Consider the following 22,634-nt stretch of genomic DNA (forward strand, 5'->3'; position numbering starts at 1 on the left):
ATGCATCTGGACAGCGGGGAACAGTACGCGAACCGGGGGGTCTTGATGACGACTGGCCGAAGTGTGCGCCGCGCGGGGGCCACGACAGTGGTGGTCCTGCTCTGCGGGCTGTTGGTGTCGTGCGGACACGAGCGGCCGGGGCCGGGCGAAGTGGTGGCCGGCGGTTCCGTTCAGGGGCAGTCGGGAGCGACCGAGGGGAGCACGGATGGGACGACCGACGAGTCCGGAGCGGAGCAGCCCGACCTGACGACCGAGGGCGACGGTGAGCCGGTTCTGACCTCCGAGGAGCAGATGGCGGGCTGGTACGACGCGAAGGCCGACTTCCGCGGCTATCTCGCCTCGAACAGCGTCAGGACCGACGACGTCCTGTCTCCCATGGCCGGCAAGGTCATCATCCGCAAGGTGGGGGACAGGAACGAGGCGCAGATCATGATGCAGGCGGGCTTCGGATCGGATGAGGACATGCAGCGATTGGCCGATACGTTCGCCAAGTGGCGTCAGGACGTCTACGACGACACGGGCCGGGTGAGCGTTCTCGCCGGTGCCAAGATGGGTGGCGTCGAAAAGGACTGGTAGCCGTCGCCTGCCGCAGCGCCGCCGACTCGCAGTCGGATGCGGCCCGGCGGCAGCGGCCCTCGAGGCGGCCGGGGCCGGCTGCGAGCTCGCTGAGGACCGCGCACCGGTGTCATGCGGTGCTCGCCCAACGCCGACTTCAGCGGCCCTGGAGAGCCTTGACGTTGTTCCCGAACGTCCAGCCCTTCGACCCGTCCCAGTTGATGGACCAGGTCATGAGTCCCTTCAGGCCGTTGTTGTAGTTGTTCCACGCCTGCGACACCAGGTTCGGCGACATATAGCCGCCCCCGGCGCCCGGTTGCGCCGGCAGCCCCGGCACCTGCTTGTCATGGGGAACCCTGATCGTGGTGCCCTGGACGACCAGCCCCCTGTTGAGGCAGTCCGTCTGCGCGGTGAACCCTTGGACCGTGCCGGCGGAGTACGAGTCGCCGGAGCACCCGTACATGCTGCCGTTGTAGTACTGCATGTTCAGCCACCAGAGCCGGCCGTTGTCCGCGTACTTCTTCACAATCGGCAGGTACGCGCCCCAGATCGAGCCGTATGCCACGCTGCCTCCAGTGACGTAGGCCGTCTCGGGCGCCATCGTCAGGCCGAAGTTCGAAGGCATCCGGGCAAGCACGCCGTCGATGATGCGAACGAGGTTGGCCTGCGAGGCCGACAGTTGGTTGATGTTGCCACTGCCGACGAGGCCCGTCTCGATGTCGATGTCGATGCCGTCGAAGTTGTACGCCTTCAGGATCGGCACCACCGTCGCGACGAAGCGGTCGGCGACGGCGCTGGAGCTGAGGTCGATACCGGCCGTCGCACCGCCGATGGACATCAGGATCGTGAGACCGGCCGCCTTGGCCTGGCACATCTCGGCCGGGGTCGCTACCTTCACCGTCGCGTCCATCCCGTCCTCCCACAGGACAGTGCCGTCCGAACGAATCACCGGGAAGGCCGCATTGACCACGTTGTAGCCGTGATCACGGATGCGGGTGTCAGTGATCGGAGTCCATCCGAACGGCGGGTGAACGCCATTTGCCGCGCCGTCCCAGTTCTCCCAGTACCCCTGGAGGACCTTGCCCGATGGCTTCGATTTGACCGCACATGTGGCAGCCTTCGGTGAACTCGGCGCCGCGGCGACCAGTACCTGCACGAGGCAAGCCATTGCCAGGCCGGCCCCCAGCAGACGTAACCTCCGACCGATCATGCTGTGCTCCCTTCTCGCCGCTTCTCCGGGTGAGTTGGTGAACCACGGTGGTGATGGGGGCGCGCGACCGGGGCAGGCCTGGAGGCTCGCGTGAGGTGATGTCACCACACGGTAAAATGGTCCAGACCTACCGTCAATAGGTCTGGACCAACCCGAAGCGCCAGTGCCGCCACATCGGCTACCGCCGCCGAGGAGGTCGGTCGTACGGCGGCGTCGGTACGCAGCACGTCGGCGGCGTCTAGGACTGTCGCGCGAGCTGCTCCAACCGGGCGTGCAACTGCTGCACATGGTCCTCCGACTCCGGCTTCATCAGCACGCTGCGCAGGATGCGCGCCCCGTCCGCGTCCGTGGTCACCTTGGGGTGGCGTGCGGCGAAGGCATGGGCATCCGCCCGCAGAGTGCTGAGGAAGACCGGGTCCTGCTCGGTCATGCCCTGCTGGAGCACGCGTTCCGAGGCCGTGTCGATGGCGGAGAGGGCGGCGGGGTCGGTCGCGGGGAAGTAGGACACGATGTCGAGCTCGGGGGACTGGTACAGCTCCAGGGCGTCCGAAGCCTCTATCAGTTCCGACCAGCGCAGGGCGGCGCGGCGGCCGGCGGCGAGGACGTTGCCCAGGCCCTCGGTCGTGGGCGGCAGCAGCTGGAAGGTGAGCCAGAGGGCCGCGGCCGAGGCGCCGGCGCGGGAGCACTCCAGGCTGATCTCGCCGAGATGGAGTTCCGTGGAGGTGAAGTACGTGTACGGCGAGTCGTGCAGATAGAAGCGGCCCACCTCGGGGTCGGCGAAGATGACCGCGCCGCAGCCGTACGGCTGGAGCCCGTGCTTGTGCGGGTCGACCACCACCGAGTCGCAGCGGGCGATGGCGCGCCACGGGGCGTCGGGCAGTCCGGCCGCTCCCTCGGCGCCGGCGAGCAGCGTGAAGAAGCCTCCGTAGGCGGCATCGACATGGATGCGTACCCCGTACTTCTCCCGCAGGGCGAGCGCCTGATGGACGGGGTCGATCGCGCCGAGGCCGGTGGTGCCCGTGGTGAGTACGACCGTGCCGACGCGGCCCGTGCGCAGCAGCTCTTCGAGGGCGTCCAGATCCATTCGGCCACGGTCGTCCGTGGGCACGGCGTACCCCTCGACACCCAGGACGCCGCACATCCGGCCGTGGGTGTAGTGGGCCTCCGCGCTGTAGGCGACGCCCTGGTCGGGATGTAGTTCGCGGGCGACGAAGAGCGCCTCCAGGTTGGCGACGGTCCCGCTGGTGGTGAGATGGCCGAGATGCGTGCCGAAGCCGAACATCGCAGCCAGCTGCTGGACCACCTCGCGTTCCATCTTCGCTGTGGCCGGACCGCCGTCCAGCGCGTGGTTGTTGGGGTTGATCAGCATGGCCGTGACATAGCCGACCACGGCGGCCGGGTGCGGGGGCTTGAGCATCTGCCCGGCGTAGCGCGGGTGGAAGAAGGGATAGTTGTCCTTCAGCCGCTCGGTGAACTCCCCGAATACTTCGGCGAATCGATCGTCCTCGACGTCGAGTGACGGGTGCGTCGTGTACGAGCCGAAGCCTGCCGACCACTCCTGGTTGGCTCGTGCCGCTTCGCGGAGCCAGTGCTGCAGGTCCATGTGTTTCCCTTCATGCAGTGGTCAGAGCATGCGTGCGTACTCGCGGAACTCCCAGTCGGTGACCGCGCGTTCGAAACGGGCGCGTTCCTGGCGCTTCAGGGCGATGAAGACCTCGACAAAGCGGGGTCCGAGCGCTTCGCCGAGGACCTTGTCCTCCTCCAGGGCGGTGAGAGCACTGCCGAACGAGGACGGCAGCGGCGGTACACCCTCGGTGCGCGGGTTCTCCGTGAGGGACGGGGGCGGGACCAGTTCGCGATCGATTCCGTCCAGTCCCGCTGCGAGCAGGGCCGCGATGACGAGGTAGGAGTTTGCGGCGCCGTCAGCGACGCGAACCTCGAGCCGGGTGCCGGGGCCGCGCTCGGGCGGGATCCGTACGTAAGCGGTTCTGTTGTCGTAGCCCCAGTTGGCGGTGGCGGGCGCGAGAGAGTCGGGCGAGGCGAGCCGCTTGTAGGCATTGACGGTGGGGTTGAGCAGGGCGGTGAGCGCCGGTGCGTGCTCAAGAACGCCCGCGAGGAAGGACTGTCCGAGGATGCTGAGACCGCCCTCGCCCGACGGATCGGCGAAGAGATTCCCGCCGTCGTTGTCCACGAGCGACACATGGACGTGGTGTCCGCTGCCCGCCTTGTCGGCGAAGGGCTTGCCCATGAAGGTGGCCCGCAGACCGCGGGCCGCCGCGATCTCTTTCACGGCGTACTTGAAGAGGAAAGCCCGGTCCGCGGCCTCGAGCGCCGGTCCGTGCGTGTGGTTGATCTCGAACTGGCCGCCGCTGAACTCCTGGTTGCCGGTCTGGACGCGCAGCCCGAGCGCATGGCATTCGCGGATCAGCAGCGGGAGCAGGGAGTCGGGGTCGTACGCAGCTCCGACCACGTATCCGGCGCTGTCGTGCTCGGAGTACTGCCGCCAGCCGTGCGGCGCTTTCGGGTCCGGGGCCAGCAGATAGAACTCCAGCTCGGGCGCGGCGACGGCATTCAGGCCGCGGCGGGCGAGCCGGTCGACCTGGCTGCGCAGCAGCCCGCGCGGGTCCAGATGCAACGGGGTGTGGTTCTCCGAGGAGTCCGTGACGTCGGCGAGCAGGAACGCGGTTGCGGGCGCATAGCCGGGGATCGCGAGCGTTGCCGGGTCGATCCGGGCATGGGCGTCGGGCCAGCCGCTTCCCGAGCTTTCGGACAGGTCCAGCGGGTTTCCGCCGAGGTCGGTGACCATGACGGCCTGGCAGAAGGACAGGCCGGGCCCGGCAAACCGCGACAACTCGCTGACGTGCACTTCTTTGCCCCGGGCGACTCCGTGCAGATCGCTCCACAGTACCCGGACGAGGTCGATGCCCTGGGCGGAGAGCTCGTCCGCGAGAGCGGCGAGTTCCTCCGGTGTGGCGCCCGGATGTGTGGGGGAGGGGTGGGTGGACACTGTGTGCCCCTTCCGGTCGTCCCGCATGCCGTTTGGGGTCAAACGTATTCTGTGAGGCCCTCCCTTGCAAGCCTCCCGCGCGGACCGTTCCGGCGGAAGCGAATCGGGTGGTGGGCGGGGTTGACGGAGGGTGCGGGGAGGCTGTTATTTGGATCCAAACGAATTTAGCGGCTGCCCCCACCCCACCGAGGAGACATCGTGTCGCTGACGCGCGGTTACTTCCACCCCAAGACGGCGACGGGCAGCTCATCGCTCATCCCCTCGCCCCCATGGCACTACTCCGGGGACCTCCTCACCGTCGAGTACCGCACCGATCCCGCCCGGGTGCGCGAACTTCTCCCCGAACCGCTGGAGCTCGCCGACGAGGACCCGGGTGCGGTCGCCCTCATCTGGGCCGACTGGCAGTCCTGTTCCGGCTCCCGCGAGGAACTGCTCGACCCGGTGCGCTCCCAGTACAAGGAGGCCTTCGCGGTGGTCCGCTGCTCCTATCGGGGGAGAACGTACTCCCGCTGCGTCTACATCTGGGTCGACAAGGACTTCGCGATCGCCCGCGGGCTGCACCAGGGCTACCCGAAGAAGCTCGGCTCGATCCATCAGACCCGTCCGCATCCGTACGGGCCCGCCCCGCGGATCGAGGCCGGTGCCCGCTTCGGGGCGACGCTCGCGGCCGCCGACCGGCGCCTCGCGCAGGCCGTGGTGACGCTGCGGGAGGAGTCGGAGACGAACGGGTTCGTCAACGGACACCCCATGGCCCACCACCGCTGGCTCCCCTCCGTGGAGAAGGGCAAGGGGCTCGCCCTGGACGAGCTCATCGAGACCGGCGCCGCGTCCTTCGAGGCAGGGCAGGCCTGGCGGGGCGAGGCCGAGCTCGAGCTGTTCGAGGCGCCGACGGAGGAACTGGTGCGGCTGGAGGTACGGGAGCCGATCGCGGCGTACTACCGGCAGGTGGGGGCGGTCTGGGACGGCGGGCATGTGCTGGAGTCCGGCACGTCCCGGGCCGAGTAGGCGCCTGCGGCGAGCTCTCCCCGCCCCCTCTTTGCCGCGGCAGGACGGGCTCCGCGCCGGACCCCGCGCCTCAAACACCGGCGAGGCTCCTCTTTCAGCGGCGCCCGCACTCCTCATCGCAACCTGCAGCACCTGGAGCACCTGGACATGACCGGACACATCACCACCGTCGCCGGCGTCGCCGTCGACACCCGGCACTGGATCGGCGGCGAGCGCGTTGCCTCAGCCGAGACCTTCACCGACGTCTCGCCCATCGACGGCGGCACGCTCGGTGAGATCGCCCGCGGCACGGCGACGGAGGCCGAGGCGGCCGTCGCCGCCGCCAAGGGCGCCTTCCCCGCCTGGGCCGGCACCCCGCAAGCCGAACGCGCCCGCATCCTGCACGCCATCGCCGACGGCGTCGAGAAACGCATCGAGGACCTGGCGATCGTCGAAACGCATGACAACGGCGCCCTGCTGCGCTCCCACCGCCGCGGCGTCATGCCGCGCGTCGCGCACAACTTCCGCTTCTTCGCGGACTGGCTGCTCCAGCTCGGCCACGAGGACTTCGACACACGCGGTCACACCAACCACGTCTCCTGGGACCCGGCCGGCCCCTGCGTCCTGATCACGCCGTGGAACGCACCGCTGATGCTCGCGACCTGGAAGATCGCCCCGGCTCTCGCGGCCGGAAACACGGTGATCCTCAAGCCCGCCGAGTGGTCCCCGCTCACCGCATCCCTGCTCGCGGACATCGCAGCCGAGGCGGGACTCCCGGCCGGCATCCTCAACATCCTCCAGGGGTACGGCTCCGAGGCCGGCAGCGCTCTTGTCTCGCACCCGGACGTGCGGCGCGTCAGCTTCACCGGTTCGGTGCCCACGGCTCGTACGATTGCCGCCGCGACCGCCGTCAACCTGACACCCGCCAGCTTCGAACTGGGCGGCAAATCACCCCTGTTGGTCTTCGCGGACGCAGACCTCGACCTAGCCGTCGACTTGGCCGTGGAGCAGTACGACAACGCCGGACAGGTGTGCCTGGCCGCCACTCGCATCCTCGTCGAGGACTCGATCGCCGATGAGTTCACCCGGCGCTTCGTGGCCAAAGCCGAACAGCTCCGGCAGGGCGACCCACGCGCCGAGGCCACCGGCATCGGCCCCAACATCCACTCGCGCCAGCTGGAGAAGATCGACGGCTTTGTGCAGCGGGCGCTCGCGGCCGGCGCACGCGCCGTCATCGGCGGTGGCCCCAACACCGAGCTGGGCGGCCTCTACTACCGGCCGACGCTGCTGGCCGACGTGGCGCAGGACAGCGAGATCGTCCAGGAGGAGGTCTTCGGCCCCGTCCTGACTCTGCAGACCTTCGGCACGGAGGACAAAGCGGTCGCCTTCGCCAACGACACCCGCTTCGGCCTGGCCGCCACCGTCGTCACCGGCGACCGCGAGCGCGCCGAGCGCGTCACCGCACAGCTCGTCGCGGGCACGGTCTGGGTCAACTGCTTCTTCGTACGAGACCTGCAGGCGCCGTTCGGCGGCTCCCGCCACTCCGGTATCGGCCGTGAGGGCGGCACCTGGAGCTTCGACTTCTACTGCGACATCAAGAACAGCGTGACGGCACCGAAGGGATGGCGGGACCATGGGTGAGATCGTCGGTGCGGGACTGCTTTCGCACGTCCCCACCATCGTGCTCTCGCAGGAGGACCGGTTCGAGCTGAACGACGGCAAGGAGATCACCCTTGTCACCGGTCTTCAGCAGCTGCGCCGGGATGTCTTCGAGACCGCCGACTACGACACCGTCGTCGTCCTGGACTCGCACTGGGCAACCACCGTCGAGTTCGTCATCACCGCCCAGGACCGCCGCGCCGGCCTGTTTACCTCCGAAGAGCTGCCGCGCGGGATGCGCCGTATGCCGTACGACTTCCCGGGCGACCCCGAACTCGCCCACAACGTCGCGCAGTTCGCCGAGAAGCACGGCACCTGGATCACCGCCATCGACGACGTCTATCTGCCGATCTACTACGCCACCATCAACCTGTGGAAGTACCTGGGTGAAGGCCTGCCCGACAAGCGCTGGGTCACCATAGGCGTCTGCCAGACCGGCGATATGCAGGACCACCTGCGGCTCGGCCGCGCCCTCGCCGACGGCATCGCCGCGACCCCGGGCCGCAAGGTGCTGCTGATCGCCTCCGGTGCGCTGTCGCACACCTTCTGGCCGCTGCGCGAGCTGCGCGACCACGAGCCCAGCGACCCCTCCCACATCTTCAGCGCCGGGGCCCGGGAGGCCGACTACGAGCGCATCGCCTGGTTCAAGGAAGGCCGCCACGCCAAGGTCCTTGAGACCATGCCGGAGTTCTGGAAGCACAAGCCCGAGGCGAAGTTCTTCCACTATCTGATGATGGCGGGCGCCCTCGGTGAGAGTGAGTGCATCGCCACGGCCCGGCAGTACGGGGAGTACGAGAACGCCATCGGCACCGGCCAGGCGCATCTGTGGTTCGACCGACCGGCCGACGGCTGGACCGGGACCGGCACCCCCAACGCCGCACCCGGCCTGCGCCACGACCCGCACCACCACCGTGACCCGCACGCCGACCAGGAGAGCTGACATGGCTGAGACGTCCGAGTACCGCCGCGTCCTCCTCGACGGCGCCGTCGTCGAGACCGTCCGTGACGGCGACGAGTTGGTCGCCGGCGACGGCCGCCGGGTCAAGGCCGACGAGGCTCAGCATCTGCCACCGGTCGTCCCGTCCAAGATCGTCGCGGTCCATCTCAACCACCGCAGCCGGGTCGACGAGTTCCGGATCGGCCTCCCGGACACACCGACGTACTTCCATAAACCGACGTCGTCGCTCAACGCCCACCAGGGCGCCGTCGTTCGCCCCGAGGGCTGCAAGTGGCTCAACTATGAGGGCGAGGTCGCCATCGTCATCGGCCGGACCTGCCGCAACATCGCGCCGGACCGGGCGGGGGAGTACATCGCGGGCTACACCGTCGCCAACGACTACGGCCTGCACGACTTCCGCGACACCGACGCCGGCTCCATGCTGCGCGTCAAGGGCTCCGACACGCTCTGCCCGCTCGGACCCGGCCTGGTCACCGACTGGGACTTCCACGGCAAGCGGCTGCGTACATACGTCAACGGCGAAGTCGTCCAGGACGGTTCGACCGACGAGATGAAGTGGGACATGCACTATCTCGTCGCCGACATCGCCCGCACGATCACCCTGTTCCCCGGCGACGTTCTGCTGTCCGGCACGCCGGCAAACTCGCGGCCCGTCAAGCCCGGAGATGTCGTCGAGGTGGAGGTCGAGGGCCTCGGCCGACTCACCAACCACATCGTCAGCGGCCCGACCGCGATCCGCGCGGACGTCGGCGCGCAGCCCACCGAGTCGGAGGAGGTGCTCTCCACCGCGCTCGGCGGCGACTGGGAGTTCCGCGGCATCAGGCCACCCAGGCGGGACTGAGCCCCCGAGCAAGAGGTGTGGGGCCGGATCATCAGGGATCCGGCCCCACACCTTTTACTTTTTCACAGAAAGTCGCCGGCAGCCCGCACCAGCGCGTCGAAGAGCCGCTGCTGGACGGGATCCTCGTGTGCGGTGTCCTCGGGATGCCACTGCACGGCCGCGAACCAGCCCTGCGCTCCGGTGAGTTCCACAGCCTCGGGCGTGCCGTCGGCGGCCGTGGCAGTGATGTGCAGCCCCTCACCGAGTCGGTCGACCCGCTGGTGGTGATAGCAGGAGGCCTCGGTCTTCTCGACACCGGTGATCTGCGCGATCCGCGAACCGGGCCGCAGCGCTACGGGGTGCACCACATGGCGGTGCTCGCGCTCGCGACCGCCCATGTCCTGGTGCAGAGTGCCGCCGAGCACGGTGTTGACGACCTGGAGCCCCCGGCAGACGGCGAGCAGCGGCAGGGCAGTTCGCAGCGACTGACGGGCGACCTCGAGGTCGAAGCCGTCCTGCTCGTCGTCCACGTCGTACACGCTGTCGTGCCGGCCCGGGTCTCCGTAACGGTGCGGGGCGAGGTCGCCTCCGCCGGGCAGCAGGACGCCGTCGAACCGGGCCAGTCGGGCCGCGACCCCGGCCGGATCGGCGATGCCTCCGGGGGCGTACGGATGGATGGTCACGGGCTCCCCGCCCGCCCGCCACACCGCCTCGACGAGGGCACGGGCGTTGACCTCGGCGGCGTACCGCAGCGCGGACGTGGAGGCGGCGAAGCGGGCGGGGACCGCGATCAGGGGCCTTGGGGCTGTCACAGCCGGATCCAGGTCGTCTTGAGCTCGGTGTACTTCTCGAGGGCGTGGGCGGATTTGTCGCGGCCGTTGCCGGACTGCTTCATCCCGCCGAAGGGAACGGTCAGATCACCTTCCTCGTAGCAGTTGACCCAGACGGTGCCGGCCCTGAGGGCGCGCGAAACCCGGTGGGCGGTGGTGAGGTCGCTGGTCCAGAGGCCTGCTGCGAGGCCGTAGTCGGTGGCGTTGGCGAGCGCGACGGCCTCGTCGATGTCGTCGAACGTGAGCACGGACAGGACGGGACCGAAGATCTCGTCGCGGGCGAGCCGCATTGTGGGTTGCACCAGGTCGAAGACCGTTGGTTCCAGATAGCTGCCACCGGTCGCCGCGAGGGTGCGGGCCCCTCCGGTGCGCAGCCGTGCCCCCTCGACGACGCCGGCGCCGATGTGGTCCATGACGCGGCCCAGGTGGCCCTCGCCGACCAGGGCGCCCATCTCGGTGCCGGGGTCCAGCGGGTCGCCCACGCGCAGGGCCTCCGCGCGTTCGACGACGGCGTCGGTGATCTGCTCCGCGATGGAGGAGTGCACCAGCAGCCGGGACGGTGCGGTGCACATCTCGCCCTGGTTGAAAAAGATGCCCCAGGCGGCGGTGGCGGCGGCCCGGTCCAGGTCGGGGGCGTCGGGGAGGATGATGTTCGGCGACTTGCCGCCCAGCTCCAGCCAGACGCGCTTGAGGTTGGAGTCGGCGGCGTACCGCAGGAACTGTCGTCCCACGGCGGTCGATCCGGTGAAGGCGAGCACATCGACGTCGGGGTGGCGTCCGATGGCCCGGCCTGCGGTGGGGCCGTCACCGGTGACGACATTGAGGACGCCCGGCGGCAGCCCGGCCTCGGTGGCGATGCGGCCCAGCATCAGGGCGGAGAGCGGCGAGCACTCGGAGGGCTTCAGTACGACCGTGCAGCCGGCGGCGAGCGCGGGCCCCACCTTCCAGGAGGCGAGGGTGAGCGGGAAGTTCCACGGGACGACCGCGCCGACGACCCCGGCGGGTTCGCGGGTGATGAGGGCCAGTGCGTCGGAGGCGGTGTGGGGGGATTCGTCGGTGAGTTTGTCGGCCAGCTGCCCGTACCAGCGGAAGGTGTTGATGGCGGCGCGCAGTTCGATCTCGTACGCGTCCTTGATGGTCTTGCCCATCTCCAGGCACACGGTGAGGGCGAGCTGCTCGCGCCGCTCCTCCAGCAGACCGGCGATCCGCAGCAGGGCGCGGCCGCGGTCGGCGGGGGCCAGTCGGGGCCAGGGGCCGCTGTCGAAGGCGCGTCGCGCCGCGGCCACGGCGAGGTCGACCTCGGCGGCCTGGGCATCGGCGACCTCGGTCAGTATCTGGCCGTCGCGGGGCGACACGGCCGGGAAGGTCGAGCCGCCGCCGGGCTCGTCGACGCCGTCGATGTGGTGCTGTGCGGGCAGCTCTATTTCCTTGGCCCGGCGCAGAAGTTCGTCAGGGGTGAGGCTCAGCATCATCCCTACTCCTCTCATCCGTTTGAGTTCAAACGATATGAAACTGTGCCTGCGCCGACAAGGGGCCGACCGTACTTGGGGCCGGGGGGACGGTGGGGCCGGGGGGACGGTGAGGTCGGGGGGCGCGAGACTGCGGGATCGTGGGCTGGGGGATCGTGTGGACCGGGGGCGTGCGTGCTCAGGCCCAGGGGCGATCGCTCACGCCTTCGGGCGCCGCCCGCTGCGCCGCCGTACCGGGGGAGCCCCGTCGAGCAGCTGCATCCGCCGCTCCTCGCCATGCGCCTCGATCTGTACGACGACGCGGCGCAGCACGTCCGCCGTCTGCAGGCACTCCTCGTCGCTCAGCTGCTCGGCGACGAAGGCCTCCTCGGCGTTGAACTCCGGGAAGAGGCTGTGCATCTGTGCCTCACCCTTGTCGGTGAGGGCCAGCAGCACCCGCCTGCCGTCGGTGGGGTGCTCGGTGCGCCTGACCAGTCCCCGCGACTCGAGGGTGCGCGCGACGCCCGTCAGCGTGCCCTTCGAAATCCCCGCTTCCTCGGCCACCTGGCGGGTCTCCATCTCGCCCCAGATCCATACGACCCACAGCACAACGAAGCCGGTCCAGGTCAGGTCGGAGCCGCGCAGCACGGAGTTCTCCACATGCTGGCGCACCGCCGCGGCCGCGCGGTGGATGTTGCCCACCATGGCCATCTGCTCGTGCCGGATCGGCGTGTCGCCCAGCTTGGCCCGGACCATCCGCTCGGTCTCAGTGATGGATCGCTGACCAGGCACGAACCCTCCTCCGAATGATCGCGGCTGTTCGGATTCGAATTATAGGTGGGCGCCGACCGGGCCCCCCTTTTTTTGCGGTCCCGGCGGCGTGCTGATGGGCGCGGCGCAAGGGCCCTCCCCACTGATTCGGGGGAGGGGTCCTTCGCGCTTCCAGGCCGTCTCCTTCCGTAGCGGGTCGAGGGCCGGTAAAGACTTCGAATGTCTTCGAAAGTCCCCCAGGGGAAGGGGAGTTACTCGCCGGGGACGTTGCAGCTCGGGTGCGGGTGCAGGTCAGTCCCTGCTTCAAGGCCGAGTGGCCCAAGCGCCGAAAGGTGATCCCCGACAGACGGCAAAGTCCATGTGGTCTGGACGACGGGCACACCGCCGGGCAGGCTCGCCCGCACAGCGTCCGCACTCAACCGCTACGTCGGCGGCCGCCCGTACCGCCAGAAATCGTTTGTGGCCAAAAGACGTCCTTGTCATGCACACGGCATGCGCCTACCTTTTCGGTCCATGAGCGAATCCCCCCACCCCCAGAGCGAGCCGTCCAACGGCCGCGAGAGCGCATCCCGTCGCGCAGTTCTCACCGGACTCGGCGCTACCGCACTGTCACTGGCCGCCGCAGGACTCGCGGCCCCCGAAGGGCTCGGGGCGAGCCCGCAAAGCGAACAGGCACCGGCGGCCGCCAAGCTCGAAGCCGCGTGCGTGCTGACTCCAGAACAGACAGAAGGCCCCTACTACCTGGACCTTGAAACGGTCCGCAAGAACATCACCGAAGGCAAACCCGGAGTGCCGCTGACCCTGCGCACCACGGTGATCGACACCAGAACCTGCGCCCCGCTCCCGGATGTCGCCGTCGACATATGGCAGTGCGACGCGCGGGGGATCTACTCCGGCTACGTCGCCGGCGGCTCGACCCCGGACACCACCTTCCTGCGCGGTGTTCAGCTCACCAACTCCAGTGGTGTCGCCGAGTTCACCACCATCTACCCCGGCTGGTACGTCGGCCGCGCCCTGCACATCCACCTCAAGACGCATGTCGGCGGCACCGTCTCCGGCGGCACGTACGAGGGCGGGCACGTCTCCCACACCGGCCAGCTGTACTTCCCCGAGAACTACAACACCCAGGTCGCCGCCCTCACCCCGTACCGGACCAACACCGCCCGCCGAACGCTCAACGCCCAGGACGGCATCTACCGCAACGGTGGGTCGTCGACGCTGCTCACCATCACCCTGGTCGGCAGCACACTCAGCCAAGGTGTCATCGGCACCGTGGTGCTCGGCATCGATCCCACCGCAACTCCCTGACGAGATCAGTGACCTGATCGGGTTCGTAACGGCGCAGCCGTCGGCCGACGGCTGCGCCGTCCCATTGGCTCACTCGCAGTCCACCCGGTACAGCCGGGCCGGACAGAAACAGCGTGGATCAACGCGTGGCCGGCCGCCCGCTTCCAGCGACGCGATCGACATCCCTTGACTGCGCCATTGGTGTAGTCCACTCTTGGCGCTCGCAAGGGGTCGGATCACTACCACCCGGAGGGTGATGATGGCGGTCTCGTTACGTGCTCGGTTCCCGCAACGGCTGCTTCACCGCCTGCGCGGCTGGATCGTGCTGGGTGCCACCGGCGGGCTGCTCGGCGCCTCGCTCGGTGTCCTCGCTCCCGGGACGGCCACGGCACAGCCCTCGACATCCTCGGACGCCTTCAACAGCCTGACCGCGCAAAGCCATCCGGAGTGGATGGGCGGCGCATCCAGCCAGGTGAGCCTGGGAAGCCTCTCGATACCGGGTACGCATGACACACTCGCCATCCACGGCGGCTGGCTGGCACCCTCGGCGTACGAGGCACAGGAGAACCACGGTGACAGCAGCGCTACCCTGACCGCCCAGCTCAACGCGGGGATCCGGGCGATCGACATCCGCGTACGGGTCGTCAACAGCGGATCGGCGTTCGCGATCCACCACAGCGACGTGTATCAGAACGCGAACTTCGACGATGTGCTGACCAAGGCCCGCGATTTCCTCAGCGCACACCCCACCGAGACCGTCCTGTTGAACCTGCACGGCGAGTGTGACGCGAACACGACCGAGGGCGGCAGCGGAAGCGGCTCGACCGGGCACTGCGCCGACGACCCGTCGAACACCACCACCGAGGGCCGTATCAGGGTCTTCAACAGCTATCTGGCCCGCTATCCGGGCCTGTTCTACGCACCCACGGTCACCGGTACGAGCGCAGCCGCCATGCCCACCCTCGGACAGGTACGGGGCCGCATCGTGCTGACCCGGTTCACCGGTCCCCGGGGCCAGGTCTACTCCGGCTTCGGCCTGACGCAGCTGACGAGCGGGGACTGGGGCCGGTACATCGAGAACGACTGGACCCAGTGCGGCCTCGACCAGAAGTGGAGCCGGGCGCAGGCGAACCTGGCCGAGGCGGGCAACGACTCCTCGGGCGCCATGTATGTCACCTACACATCCGCCAACTGCGCCCCCTTCGGGGCCACTCCGGCCGACGTCGCCGGCGGATACGGCGGCGGCACGGGGCTCAACCAGCGCACCGTGGACTACCTGGGCGGCGGCAACAGTGCCCGCACCGGCATAGTGATGACGGACTTCCCGGGTCACGCACTCATCGCCGCGATCATCCGCCACCAGCCCGGCGGGCTGACCGGCTTCGTCCCCTCCGGTCTCGCCGGCAAGTGCCTGGACGCCTACAACGGCTCGGGCGCGAACGGCACCAAGGTCGAGCTGTGGACGTGCAACGGCAGCGCCGTGCAGTTCTGGACCGCCGCGCCGGACGGAAGTCTCCGCATCAACGGTGCCTGCCTGGACGTGGCGGCCGGGAGCACCGCCGACGGAGCCGTCGTGCAGTTGTGGACGTGCCACGGCGGCACGAACCAGAGGTGGACGCAGGGAGCCGGCGGCCGGCTGATCGGGGCCCAGTCCGGCAAATGCCTCGACGTCCCGGGTGCGTCCACCACCGATGGGGTCCAGCTGGTGATCTGGACCTGCCAAGGTGGCGCCAACCAGCGGTGGTTCCTGCGCTGAGTTGGTGCCCGGCAATCGTCGTGATTGCCGGGTAGTGGGATTCCGGCGACGGCGGCCATCACGAGTCTGCTGCCCCATCGTCCGGGGCGCTGTGACCAGCAGGCCTCGGCAGGAGGTCAGCTCGTGGAAGGGCTGGTCCAGTCGGCTGCCACATGGGCGATGCGTACACGCTGCGGGTGGTCGCCGACCGCTACGGACGCGACCTTCTTGCCGGTGGCGAAGTCGATCGCGGTGACGCGGTCGGCGCCGCTCTCGGAGATGACGCAGGATGCACCGTCGCCGCTCACGGTCGCCCAGTACGGCTTCGAGGCCGGCACCAGCGGCCCCTCCTGGAGCGAGGCCCGGTCGACGATCGTCACGTAGTCGTCCATGGTCCCGGCGATGCACAGCTTGTCGCCCGCGGAGTTCATCGACATACCGTGGTGGCGGGAGTCGTTGACCCATGTGGTGCGGTCTTCGCTGGTCGTGGGGTTCTTCGGCAGCGTCTTCGCCCGGGTGATCCGGTCGGATGCGACGTCGTATTCGAGGAAGCCGTTGAAGAAGGAGACCTGGAAGTAGAGCTTGGACTGGTCCGGTGTGAAGGCGACGGGGCGGACCGCGTCGGACAGGTCCTTGCGGCCGAAGGCGTCGAGTCGCGAGCGCATGTCGATGACCTTCACCTCTTTGAAGGTCGTGGCATCGACGACGGTGATGCGGCGGTCGCCCTTCGTCCAGTCCATCGCGGGGTCGTCGAGGGCGGTGTTGACCTCGCCGATCGACATGTTCCACAGGTACTTGCCGCCGTCGGTGAAGACGTTCTCGTGCGGTTTGTCGCCGGTCTTGAACGACCCGAGCTGCTTGCCGGTCCGGATGTCGAGCACATGGACGGTATTGGAGGTCGAGGCCGAGACGGCGACGCGTGTGCCGTCGGGGGACACCGCCATGTGGTCGGAGCGGTATCCGGAGACGGGGAAGCGCCAGTTGATCCGGCCGGTGGCCAGATCGATCGACACGACGTCGGCGAAGCTCGGGCGGGAGACGACCATCGCTGAGCCGTCCGGTGTGGAGTACATGTCGTCGACGAACTGGTCGTGCCCCTCGCCGGGGCCGTTGCGGATGCCGAGGAAGTAGATGAGCTTGACCGGGTTGAGGTAGATCTCCGCGAGCCGCTGGTCCTTGTCCGGTATGACGTTGATGCGGCCGATCCTGGCCAAGTCGCCGTGGGACGCGATGACGTCGGCGGTGCCGTCCCAGTTGTTGCCCACGAACATCACCTCCTTGAGGTCGGCGGCGCCGACATGTGCGGCGGTGCCGGGCGTTGCTCGAGGGGCGGTCGGCGCGGCGGACGCGGCGGCCGTTGTCGCGGAGCCTGCGACGGCCATGGTGAAGGCCGCGGCGAGAGCGCTGAGCGAGCGCAGGGACGGGCAGCGCTGGGGGACACGTACGGAGACGATCCGCTGTGAACGCCGCCTTGTGGGCAGAGACATCGTCGTTCCTTCCGTGGGGGGCGAGTTGGACCTCGTGGTGCGGAAGTGGTGCTTGCGGTGCCGGACGTCGCAGTGGAGCGAGGTGGGTCGAGCTTCGACCGCGGCTTGTGCGGACAGCTGGGCCTCGCCCAATCTGAATACGCGACCATTCAGATTGGGCTACTGGAAAGTAACGAGGGGCGGGACACTCCACAAGGCTCACGACACGAGAAAATGGTGCGGACCGACGAGGGAGGGTCAGTGGCGGGCAGGCTCAGACAACCGACTGGCCGTTACGCGGGCAGGTCCGCCGAGGAACGGCAGGCCGAGCGGCGTCAGCGGTTCCTCGCTGCCGGACTCCAGCTCTTCGGCGACAGCCCCGGCTACCGTGCCACGACCGTGGCCGCTTTGAGCGAGGCCGCGGGACTGTCCACGCGTCAGTTCTACGAAGAGTTCCGCACCCTCGAAGACGTGCTCGCCGCTCTGCACCTGCAGGTCAACGACTGGGCGGAGGAGGCCGCCCTGGCCGCGCTCGCCGATGTCGACGGTCTTCCGATCGCGGAGCGGGCCGCGGCGGCCTTCCGCGCCTACGCCGCCAACGTCACCGGCGACCCACGCCGTATCCGGATCACTTTCGTCGAGATCATCGGTGTCAGTCCGCGGCTGGAGGAGCAGCGTCTTGCTCGGCGCTCCCGCTGGGTGGATCTCATCTGCGCGGAAGCTGCGGCGGCGGTCGAGCGCGGTGAGGCCGCGCCGCGTGACTACCGGGTCGCCGCGGCGGCCTTCATCGGAAGTGTGAACGGTCTCCTGCACGACTGGAGGGCCGGCTGGGTGGACGCGACGCTCGACCAGGTCGTCGACGAGCTCGTGCTGTTGCTGCTGGGCATCGTCCGTCCGTCCGGCCAGTGGCCCGGCGCGTAGCGTTCCTCGGATCAACCGGCCAAGGTGTTCGGTGAGTTGGCGTACGCGTAACAGCTTGCCGCTCGACCGAGTCCGGCTCGTCCTCCGTCAGCGCCGGAGCCACCGGCGACGGAGCCACCAGGATTCCGGCGGGCTCTCGCCGGTGCCCACCCCGGACGCCGCGGGGTGAGCGGGCTCCGTGAAGTACGCGGCATCCTTGGGGCGGTTCATTTCCGAGGCGCGCGGCCGTGGAGCGGGTTCCAGGTGGGGGATGTGTTTGGAGCAGTGGACATACGCCTCCTCGACCGTCATGTGTATCCACATCTGCGGCTGTCGGCCGGGTGCTGTGTCCCTCGGGAGGCGGGGGTACTCGGCTCGTTGCTCCTGCTCGGTGCGCAGCTCGGCCGACCCGTTGATGTGCAGGCCTATGTGGTGTCGAGTGAAGTCGATGAAGAGCAGACCGAGATGAGGGTTCTCGGTGATGTTTCCGACGCTGGCCAGTACGCCGTTGCCGCGGTATTCGGGGTAGGTCAATGTGCGGTCGTCAAGCGCGATGACGAACCCGGGCGGCCCGGCGCGGAAGGTGGAGTCACAGGCGCCACCAGCGTCGGCTGTGGACAGGAACACCATGGTCTGACTGGCTATGAACTCCCGCATGGGGGGCGTGAGGAAGTCATGCATCTGCCGGTCGTAGAAGTCGGCTGCGCGGTCGGCGGTGCCGAACTGCTTCTGCACCAATCGCTCGCCGGGGGAGCCGATGGTCTCGTCGTGTGGGGTCACGGCTGGTGGGTCTCCTCCTGAGAGCGAGCAAGGTCCAACTGCCAGGACAGGACGAGGACATCCCGGGGTGTCGCAGTGCATCCGCGTCCGTGGCGGTCCGCGCCGCAGTATGACTCATGGGCACCGCGGCCATCCGGGGTGGCCACTGAGGCAGGCTTCATACTGGTCCGCGGTGCCGAGCTCGTCCAGCGCCTGGGGCAACGAGCTCTGCTGACCGACGATGTGCTGATCGCAAACAGCGAAAGGCCGGCCAGGAGATGCGATCAGCGGGGCGGCGTGACCAGCCCCAGCCCCGGCCGCGTCCGACCAGGGTCAGCGCCTCCTGTTTCCGCTCGGTGACGGCCGCGACCGGCCGCCGGGAGGGCTCCGCGGCGGGAAGGGGGCGTTGAACGAAGTCCGCGATCAGGCGGCGTCTGACACCGGGCGCGATCGGCGCGTCACCGACGGTGACCACGCGGAACGCCGCGAGGAGGTCGTTCAGTGTCATGTCCTTGACCGTGAATCCGCTCGCGCCGGCGCGGAGCGCGCCGTAGACGTGCTCGGCCTCGTCGAAGGTGGTCAGGACCCGGTGATCCGGCTTCCGCCGGCGCCGCAACCTGCGCGGAATCATCACGGTTTGGGCTGAGCCCTCGCCCCGAGCTAACCAACTGCTTAGCATGATGGCTTCCTGGAAGGTGCCGCCTGCTTCCGCGCACCGGCGGCTGACCCGGTGGAGGTCGCACGGCGCCCCGTCCAGCTCACGACATGGCGGCTCGCCGTGGTGTTCTCGCACGCCCCGTCCACCTGGAGGGTCCATGCACACCAGTCCTCGCACCCACGACGCAGTCGTCAGCGGCCCGCTGATCGATGGCATCACGGATTCCTCTCCTCTCCAGCTCTTCGACCGTGCCTGCCGGCACCTTCTGGGGCGTGGCACGGAATTCGCCGACAGCGTGGTGGAGAAGATCCGCGCCGAGGTGCCGTACTACGCCGACCTGGTGCTGGCACCGCCCGACCTGAGGCAATCCGTGAGCACCGGCGTGCGCCACGGGCTGGAAGCCAGCCTGGATCCGACCAGGATTGTGGGCATCGAGCGCTACACAAGAGAGCTCGGCATAAGACGCGCCCAACAGGGCCGTCCTCTCGACGAGGTGCTGCACGCCTTCCGTGTCGCCGGTTCGGAGGTGTGGGGCGGGATCATCAGCGTGGTGGAGCGGGACAGGCTCGGCGACTCGCGCCAACTGGTACACGTGGCCGAGCTGGTGTGGAAGAGCAACGACCGCGACGCCGTTCTGGTCGCCGACGCCTACCGGCAGGTCGCCGAGGGCGTCGCCAGTCGGCACGGTGAACGCGTCCGCCTGGTCCTCGCCGCCTTGCTGGAGAACCCCAGCGAACCCGAGTTCACCCGGGATGCAGCGGCGATCCTCGATTTGCCGCTCGGCGGACGCTTCGCGGTAGCGGCGGTACGGGCCACACCGCCGTACGGCCGCGCGCCCAAGACCATTCCGGAGGTGCGCGGCATCCGGATCCTGCGCCACACCCGCCCCCAGGGCGATGTCCTCGTCGCCCACCTGGGCGACCGTCCCCTGGACGTGCTCGCCTCCGGTCTGGCCGCCGGTCCCGGGCTGCGTATCGGGATCAGCCCGGTCGTCCAGGGTCTGGACAGCCTGTCCCGTGCGCGTGACATGGCTGAACTCGCCGTTCGCACCTGCCGGGCCGACGGTGACATAGCCCGGCTCGACTCCTGCCTGCCCGACGGGCTCCTGATCTCACGGCCCGATCTGTCCGCCGAACTGGCCCACCAGGTGCTCCGGCCCCTGTACGACCTTGAACCCGCCGATCGCGACACGCTCTTCGACACCCTCGGTATCTGGATGGAGAACGGCGGCTCCGCCGTCCAGACCGCCCGGCACATGTTCTGCCATCGCAACACCGTGCTCAACCGTCTCCGCCGCATCGAGCAGATCACCGGACTCGCTCTGTCCCGCCCTCGTGATCTGGTGCAACTCACCCTCGCGCTCGACGCGCACCGCCTGCTCGGACCAGCCGCCGTACTTGGCGCCCCGTACGAAGGGAACCCGCTGCCGTCCGCCTGACGTCGGATGCCCATCCCTGGCCGATGGGCGTCGGCGCAGGCGGCGCCGGGCTCGCACGGCACGGCTGAATGGGCATCCGCACAATGACCCCAGGCCGGCGTTGGGAGCGGACAACAGGGCGAGCACAGCGCGTGGACCGGCCATGGCCGCGCGTGTTCTGGTGAGCCCCGCATTGAGGTGATCCGCCCTCATCCCTGCCCGCCAGGAGAACGTCATGGCTCAACAACACGCCGCCCCGCTTCATCATCAACCACGGCCGCATCGCCCAGGTGTCGCTTTCGCCGTGGTCAATGGACTGACCTTCGGCGTACATCTGCTGCTCGCCTGCTCCGCTGCCGACTTCATGGCCACCCGCATCTGGGGAGAGATCAACGTCGGCGTGCTGGCAGTTCTTCTCCAGGGGGCCCTCCTGCTGTGGACGGCGGCGCGGTACGACCGGCGTGCCGGTGAACTCGTACCGAACGACCAGGACGTGGAGTACTGATGATTCCCGACGTCTTGCTCGCTGCGCCCCGCACCTTGGACACGGACACGCGCTCCCTGGTTCTCGTGGGCTTCTTGACGTTGATCGTCCCCATACTCTTCATCTGCGTTCTCAGCGGCCCTGAGAGGGACCGTGTCAACGAGTTCTACACAGCAGGCCGGAGGCTGCCGCCGCTGCGGGGAGCCCTCGTACTGTCCGGGGCCTACCTGTCCGCGGCCACGGTGCTCGGCACCACGGGAAGCGTCGCGGTCTTTGGCTACGACGGTCTGTTCATCGCTCTGTGCACCGTACTTTCACTCGGCGTGCTCCTGCTGCTGGCCGCCCCCCTGCGCGAGCGCGGCAGCTACACCTTGGGCGACACTTTCGCTCTGCGGGCTCCGGGGCCCGCGGTACGGATGGCGGTCGCCGTCGTGACCTTGAGCGCATGCGTCCCCTACTTGGTCGTGCAACTCTCAGGTGCGGGAGCGACCACCGCGATGCTGCTGGGGCTGTCCGGGCCGGGCGCCGAACAGACAGCCATCGTCATGATCGGCGCGCTGGTCGTCTGCGCCACAGCGTTCGGCGGTATGCGCGGAACCGTGGCACTTCAGGTGATCAAAACGGTGGTGCTGCTCGGCATGGCCGTGGCTGTAACAGCTGTGCTGCTGCATCGCTTTCACTGGAGCAGCGACTCCCTGATCGACGCCGCCGGAAAGGGCAGTGGCCGCCCGGCCGTCTATATGCGTCCCGGCCTCCGATTCGCCGGCAGCACCGGCCCCCGAGGCACACTCGACTTCATCGGCCTGATGATCACCATCGTGCTGGGTGTGGCCTGCATGCCCCACGTTGCCATGCAACTCAACGCAGCTCCCGACGCTGCCACCGCACGCCGTACGGTGCGCCACACCGTCGGCATCGTCGGTGCTTTCTGCCTCGCCACAGCCGTGACGGGATTCGCGGCCGCCGCGTTGATCGGCGCCCCGGTAATCCTGGCCGCGGATCCGGGAGGCAACAGCAGCCTGCTGATGCTCACCGGCGAACTGGCGGGCGGCTCGTCCATCGACACGGGCGGGGCACTCCTCGTCGTCCTGGTCTCCTCCGCGGTGTTCCTCACCACGCTTTCGGTGGTTGCGAGCGTCACCCTGGCGGCCGCCGGGGCGATCGCCCACGACCTGTACACGCATGTCCTGTTCCGTGGGCGCACGACCGAGGGGCGAGAGGTGGCCGCCGCACGCTATGCGTCCGCCGGCGTCGGAGTCCTGAGCATCGGGCTGGCGGTCTGGGTCCAGGGATGGAACATGGGTTTCCTGTCGGCTCTCTCTCTGGCGGTGGCTGCTTCCTGCCTGCTGCCGGCGCTGGTGTACTCGCTTTTCTGGAGCGGCTACACGCGAACTGGACTGTTCTGGACACTGTATGGAGGCCTGTGCTGCGCCATCGGGCTGCAGATATCCGGCCCGGTCTTCTCGGGCAACCCCTGGGCGTTCTTCCCGAATTGGCACCTCAACTGGTTCCCGCTCCAGACGGTCGTCCTCGTGTCGATGCCGGCCGCTTTCCTGCTCGGCTGGCTGGGCAGCGTCGTGGGAAGGGGGCGGGTGCAGACGGTCGCGGAGCGTGTCAGGGTTTAGGGCGGCGGCCTGCTCGCCCCGCCGACACCCGCAGTGGGGCGGGCGGCCGTTCTGAGAAGGG

The 22,634-nt window shown here is 68.8% G+C and carries 19 protein-coding genes and 1 pseudogene; 11 read left to right on the plus strand and 9 right to left on the minus strand.

The genetic code is table 11. The features are described 5' to 3' along the window. The first annotated feature begins 45 nt into the window (after window positions 1-45). Window positions 46-576: a hypothetical protein gene (locus tag ACFYXH_RS24260; protein ID WP_389566542.1), complete on the plus strand. Its 531-nt coding sequence runs from the start codon at window positions 46-48 to the stop codon at window positions 574-576. Between the two features lie 136 nt (window positions 577-712). Here the strand turns inward: ACFYXH_RS24260 and ACFYXH_RS24265 are convergent, their stop codons facing one another. The 3 genes from ACFYXH_RS24265 to ACFYXH_RS24275 all read right to left on the minus strand — a co-directional run bounded on the left by ACFYXH_RS24265 (window position 713) and on the right by ACFYXH_RS24275 (window position 4,772). Beyond that, entirely contained in the window at window positions 713-1,765 is a 1,053-nt protein-coding gene (locus tag ACFYXH_RS24265; protein ID WP_389566544.1) for a chitinase, read from the minus strand. A gap of 238 nt (window positions 1,766-2,003) precedes the next feature. Next, on the minus strand, window positions 2,004-3,368 hold the full coding sequence (locus tag ACFYXH_RS24270) for a pyridoxal phosphate-dependent decarboxylase family protein (RefSeq protein WP_389566546.1): 1,365 nt from the start codon (window positions 3,366-3,368) through the stop codon (window positions 2,004-2,006). 21 nt (window positions 3,369-3,389) lie between these two features. Continuing rightward, window positions 3,390-4,772 (minus strand): glutamine synthetase family protein, encoded by a 1,383-nt coding sequence (locus ACFYXH_RS24275; RefSeq protein WP_389566549.1) that lies wholly within the window; start codon window positions 4,770-4,772, stop codon window positions 3,390-3,392. Between the two features lie 198 nt (window positions 4,773-4,970). On the opposite strand from ACFYXH_RS24275, the gene ACFYXH_RS24280 reads away from it, so the two are divergent. The 4 genes from ACFYXH_RS24280 to ACFYXH_RS24295 all read left to right on the plus strand — a co-directional run bounded on the left by ACFYXH_RS24280 (window position 4,971) and on the right by ACFYXH_RS24295 (window position 9,214). After that, complete coding sequence (locus tag ACFYXH_RS24280) at window positions 4,971-5,777, plus strand: acetoacetate decarboxylase family protein (RefSeq protein WP_389566551.1); 807 nt, start codon at window positions 4,971-4,973, stop codon at window positions 5,775-5,777. A 147-nt stretch (window positions 5,778-5,924) separates the two neighbouring features. Then, window positions 5,925-7,397 (plus strand): aldehyde dehydrogenase, encoded by a 1,473-nt coding sequence (locus ACFYXH_RS24285; RefSeq protein ID WP_389566554.1) that lies wholly within the window; start codon window positions 5,925-5,927, stop codon window positions 7,395-7,397. Beyond that, the gene (locus ACFYXH_RS24290; protein WP_327327704.1) at window positions 7,390-8,355 is read left to right on the plus strand and encodes a 3,4-dihydroxyphenylacetate 2,3-dioxygenase; all 966 of its coding nucleotides are present in this window, start codon (window positions 7,390-7,392) and stop codon (window positions 8,353-8,355) included. The genes ACFYXH_RS24285 and ACFYXH_RS24290 overlap by 8 nt, the downstream gene beginning before the upstream one ends. Before the next feature lies 1 nt (window position 8,356). Continuing rightward, complete coding sequence (locus ACFYXH_RS24295; RefSeq protein ID WP_389566557.1) at window positions 8,357-9,214, plus strand: fumarylacetoacetate hydrolase family protein; 858 nt, start codon at window positions 8,357-8,359, stop codon at window positions 9,212-9,214. A gap of 62 nt (window positions 9,215-9,276) precedes the next feature. On the opposite strand, the gene ACFYXH_RS24300 is transcribed toward ACFYXH_RS24295, so the two are convergent. The 3 genes from ACFYXH_RS24300 to ACFYXH_RS24310 form a co-directional block, all read right to left on the minus strand. After that, window positions 9,277-10,005 (minus strand): gamma-glutamyl-gamma-aminobutyrate hydrolase family protein, encoded by a 729-nt coding sequence (locus ACFYXH_RS24300; protein ID WP_389566560.1) that lies wholly within the window; start codon window positions 10,003-10,005, stop codon window positions 9,277-9,279. Further along, on the minus strand, window positions 10,002-11,492 hold the full coding sequence (locus tag ACFYXH_RS24305; RefSeq protein WP_389566806.1) for an aldehyde dehydrogenase: 1,491 nt from the start codon (window positions 11,490-11,492) through the stop codon (window positions 10,002-10,004). Before ACFYXH_RS24305 ends, ACFYXH_RS24300 begins: the two co-directional genes overlap by 4 nt. Before the next feature lie 198 nt (window positions 11,493-11,690). Continuing rightward, window positions 11,691-12,263 carry a MarR family winged helix-turn-helix transcriptional regulator gene (locus ACFYXH_RS24310; protein ID WP_389566563.1) on the minus strand — a complete coding sequence of 191 codons (573 nt, stop codon included), beginning with the start codon at window positions 12,261-12,263 and terminating at the stop codon, window positions 11,691-11,693. Between the two features lie 492 nt (window positions 12,264-12,755). Here ACFYXH_RS24310 and ACFYXH_RS24315 point away from each other — a divergent pair, with 492 nt between their 5' ends. Next, window positions 12,756-13,550, plus strand: a complete 795-nt coding sequence (locus ACFYXH_RS24315; RefSeq protein ID WP_389566565.1) for an intradiol ring-cleavage dioxygenase — start codon at window positions 12,756-12,758, stop codon at window positions 13,548-13,550. Window positions 13,551-13,788: 238 nt separating this feature from the next. Further along, a complete protein-coding gene (locus tag ACFYXH_RS24320; RefSeq protein WP_389566568.1) occupies window positions 13,789-15,285 on the plus strand; it encodes a phosphatidylinositol-specific phospholipase C domain-containing protein in 1,497 nt (498 codons plus the stop codon). 116 nt (window positions 15,286-15,401) lie between these two features. Here the strand turns inward: ACFYXH_RS24320 and ACFYXH_RS24325 are convergent, their stop codons facing one another. Continuing rightward, a complete protein-coding gene (locus ACFYXH_RS24325; protein ID WP_389566809.1) occupies window positions 15,402-16,646 on the minus strand; it encodes a YncE family protein in 1,245 nt (414 codons plus the stop codon). 345 nt (window positions 16,647-16,991) lie between these two features. On the opposite strand from ACFYXH_RS24325, the gene ACFYXH_RS24330 reads away from it, so the two are divergent. Continuing rightward, window positions 16,992-17,651, plus strand: a complete 660-nt coding sequence (locus ACFYXH_RS24330; protein ID WP_389566571.1) for a TetR/AcrR family transcriptional regulator — start codon at window positions 16,992-16,994, stop codon at window positions 17,649-17,651. A gap of 87 nt (window positions 17,652-17,738) precedes the next feature. Here the strand turns inward: ACFYXH_RS24330 and ACFYXH_RS24335 are convergent, their stop codons facing one another. Both ACFYXH_RS24335 and ACFYXH_RS24340 read right to left on the minus strand, forming a co-directional pair. After that, the gene (locus ACFYXH_RS24335) at window positions 17,739-18,410 is read right to left on the minus strand and encodes a pyridoxamine 5'-phosphate oxidase family protein (protein WP_389566574.1); all 672 of its coding nucleotides are present in this window, start codon (window positions 18,408-18,410) and stop codon (window positions 17,739-17,741) included. A gap of 295 nt (window positions 18,411-18,705) precedes the next feature. After that, window positions 18,706-18,975: pseudogene (locus tag ACFYXH_RS24340) on the minus strand (DNA-binding response regulator); the annotation flags it as partial. Between the two features lie 229 nt (window positions 18,976-19,204). Between ACFYXH_RS24340 and ACFYXH_RS24345 the strand changes: the two are divergent. From ACFYXH_RS24345 to ACFYXH_RS24355, 3 genes are all read left to right on the plus strand, one after another. Beyond that, entirely contained in the window at window positions 19,205-20,485 is a 1,281-nt protein-coding gene (locus tag ACFYXH_RS24345) for a PucR family transcriptional regulator (protein WP_389566577.1), read from the plus strand. A 283-nt stretch (window positions 20,486-20,768) separates the two neighbouring features. Further along, window positions 20,769-20,969 carry a hypothetical protein gene (locus ACFYXH_RS24350; RefSeq protein ID WP_362691496.1) on the plus strand — a complete coding sequence of 67 codons (201 nt, stop codon included), beginning with the start codon at window positions 20,769-20,771 and terminating at the stop codon, window positions 20,967-20,969. Beyond that, a complete protein-coding gene (locus ACFYXH_RS24355) occupies window positions 20,969-22,573 on the plus strand; it encodes a cation acetate symporter (RefSeq protein WP_389566580.1) in 1,605 nt (534 codons plus the stop codon). The genes ACFYXH_RS24350 and ACFYXH_RS24355 overlap by 1 nt, the downstream gene beginning before the upstream one ends. Window positions 22,574-22,634: the final 61 nt, after the last annotated feature.

This window comes from Streptomyces sp. NPDC002730 (assembly GCF_042888805.1).
Lineage (GTDB): Bacteria > Actinomycetota > Actinomycetes > Streptomycetales > Streptomycetaceae > Streptomyces.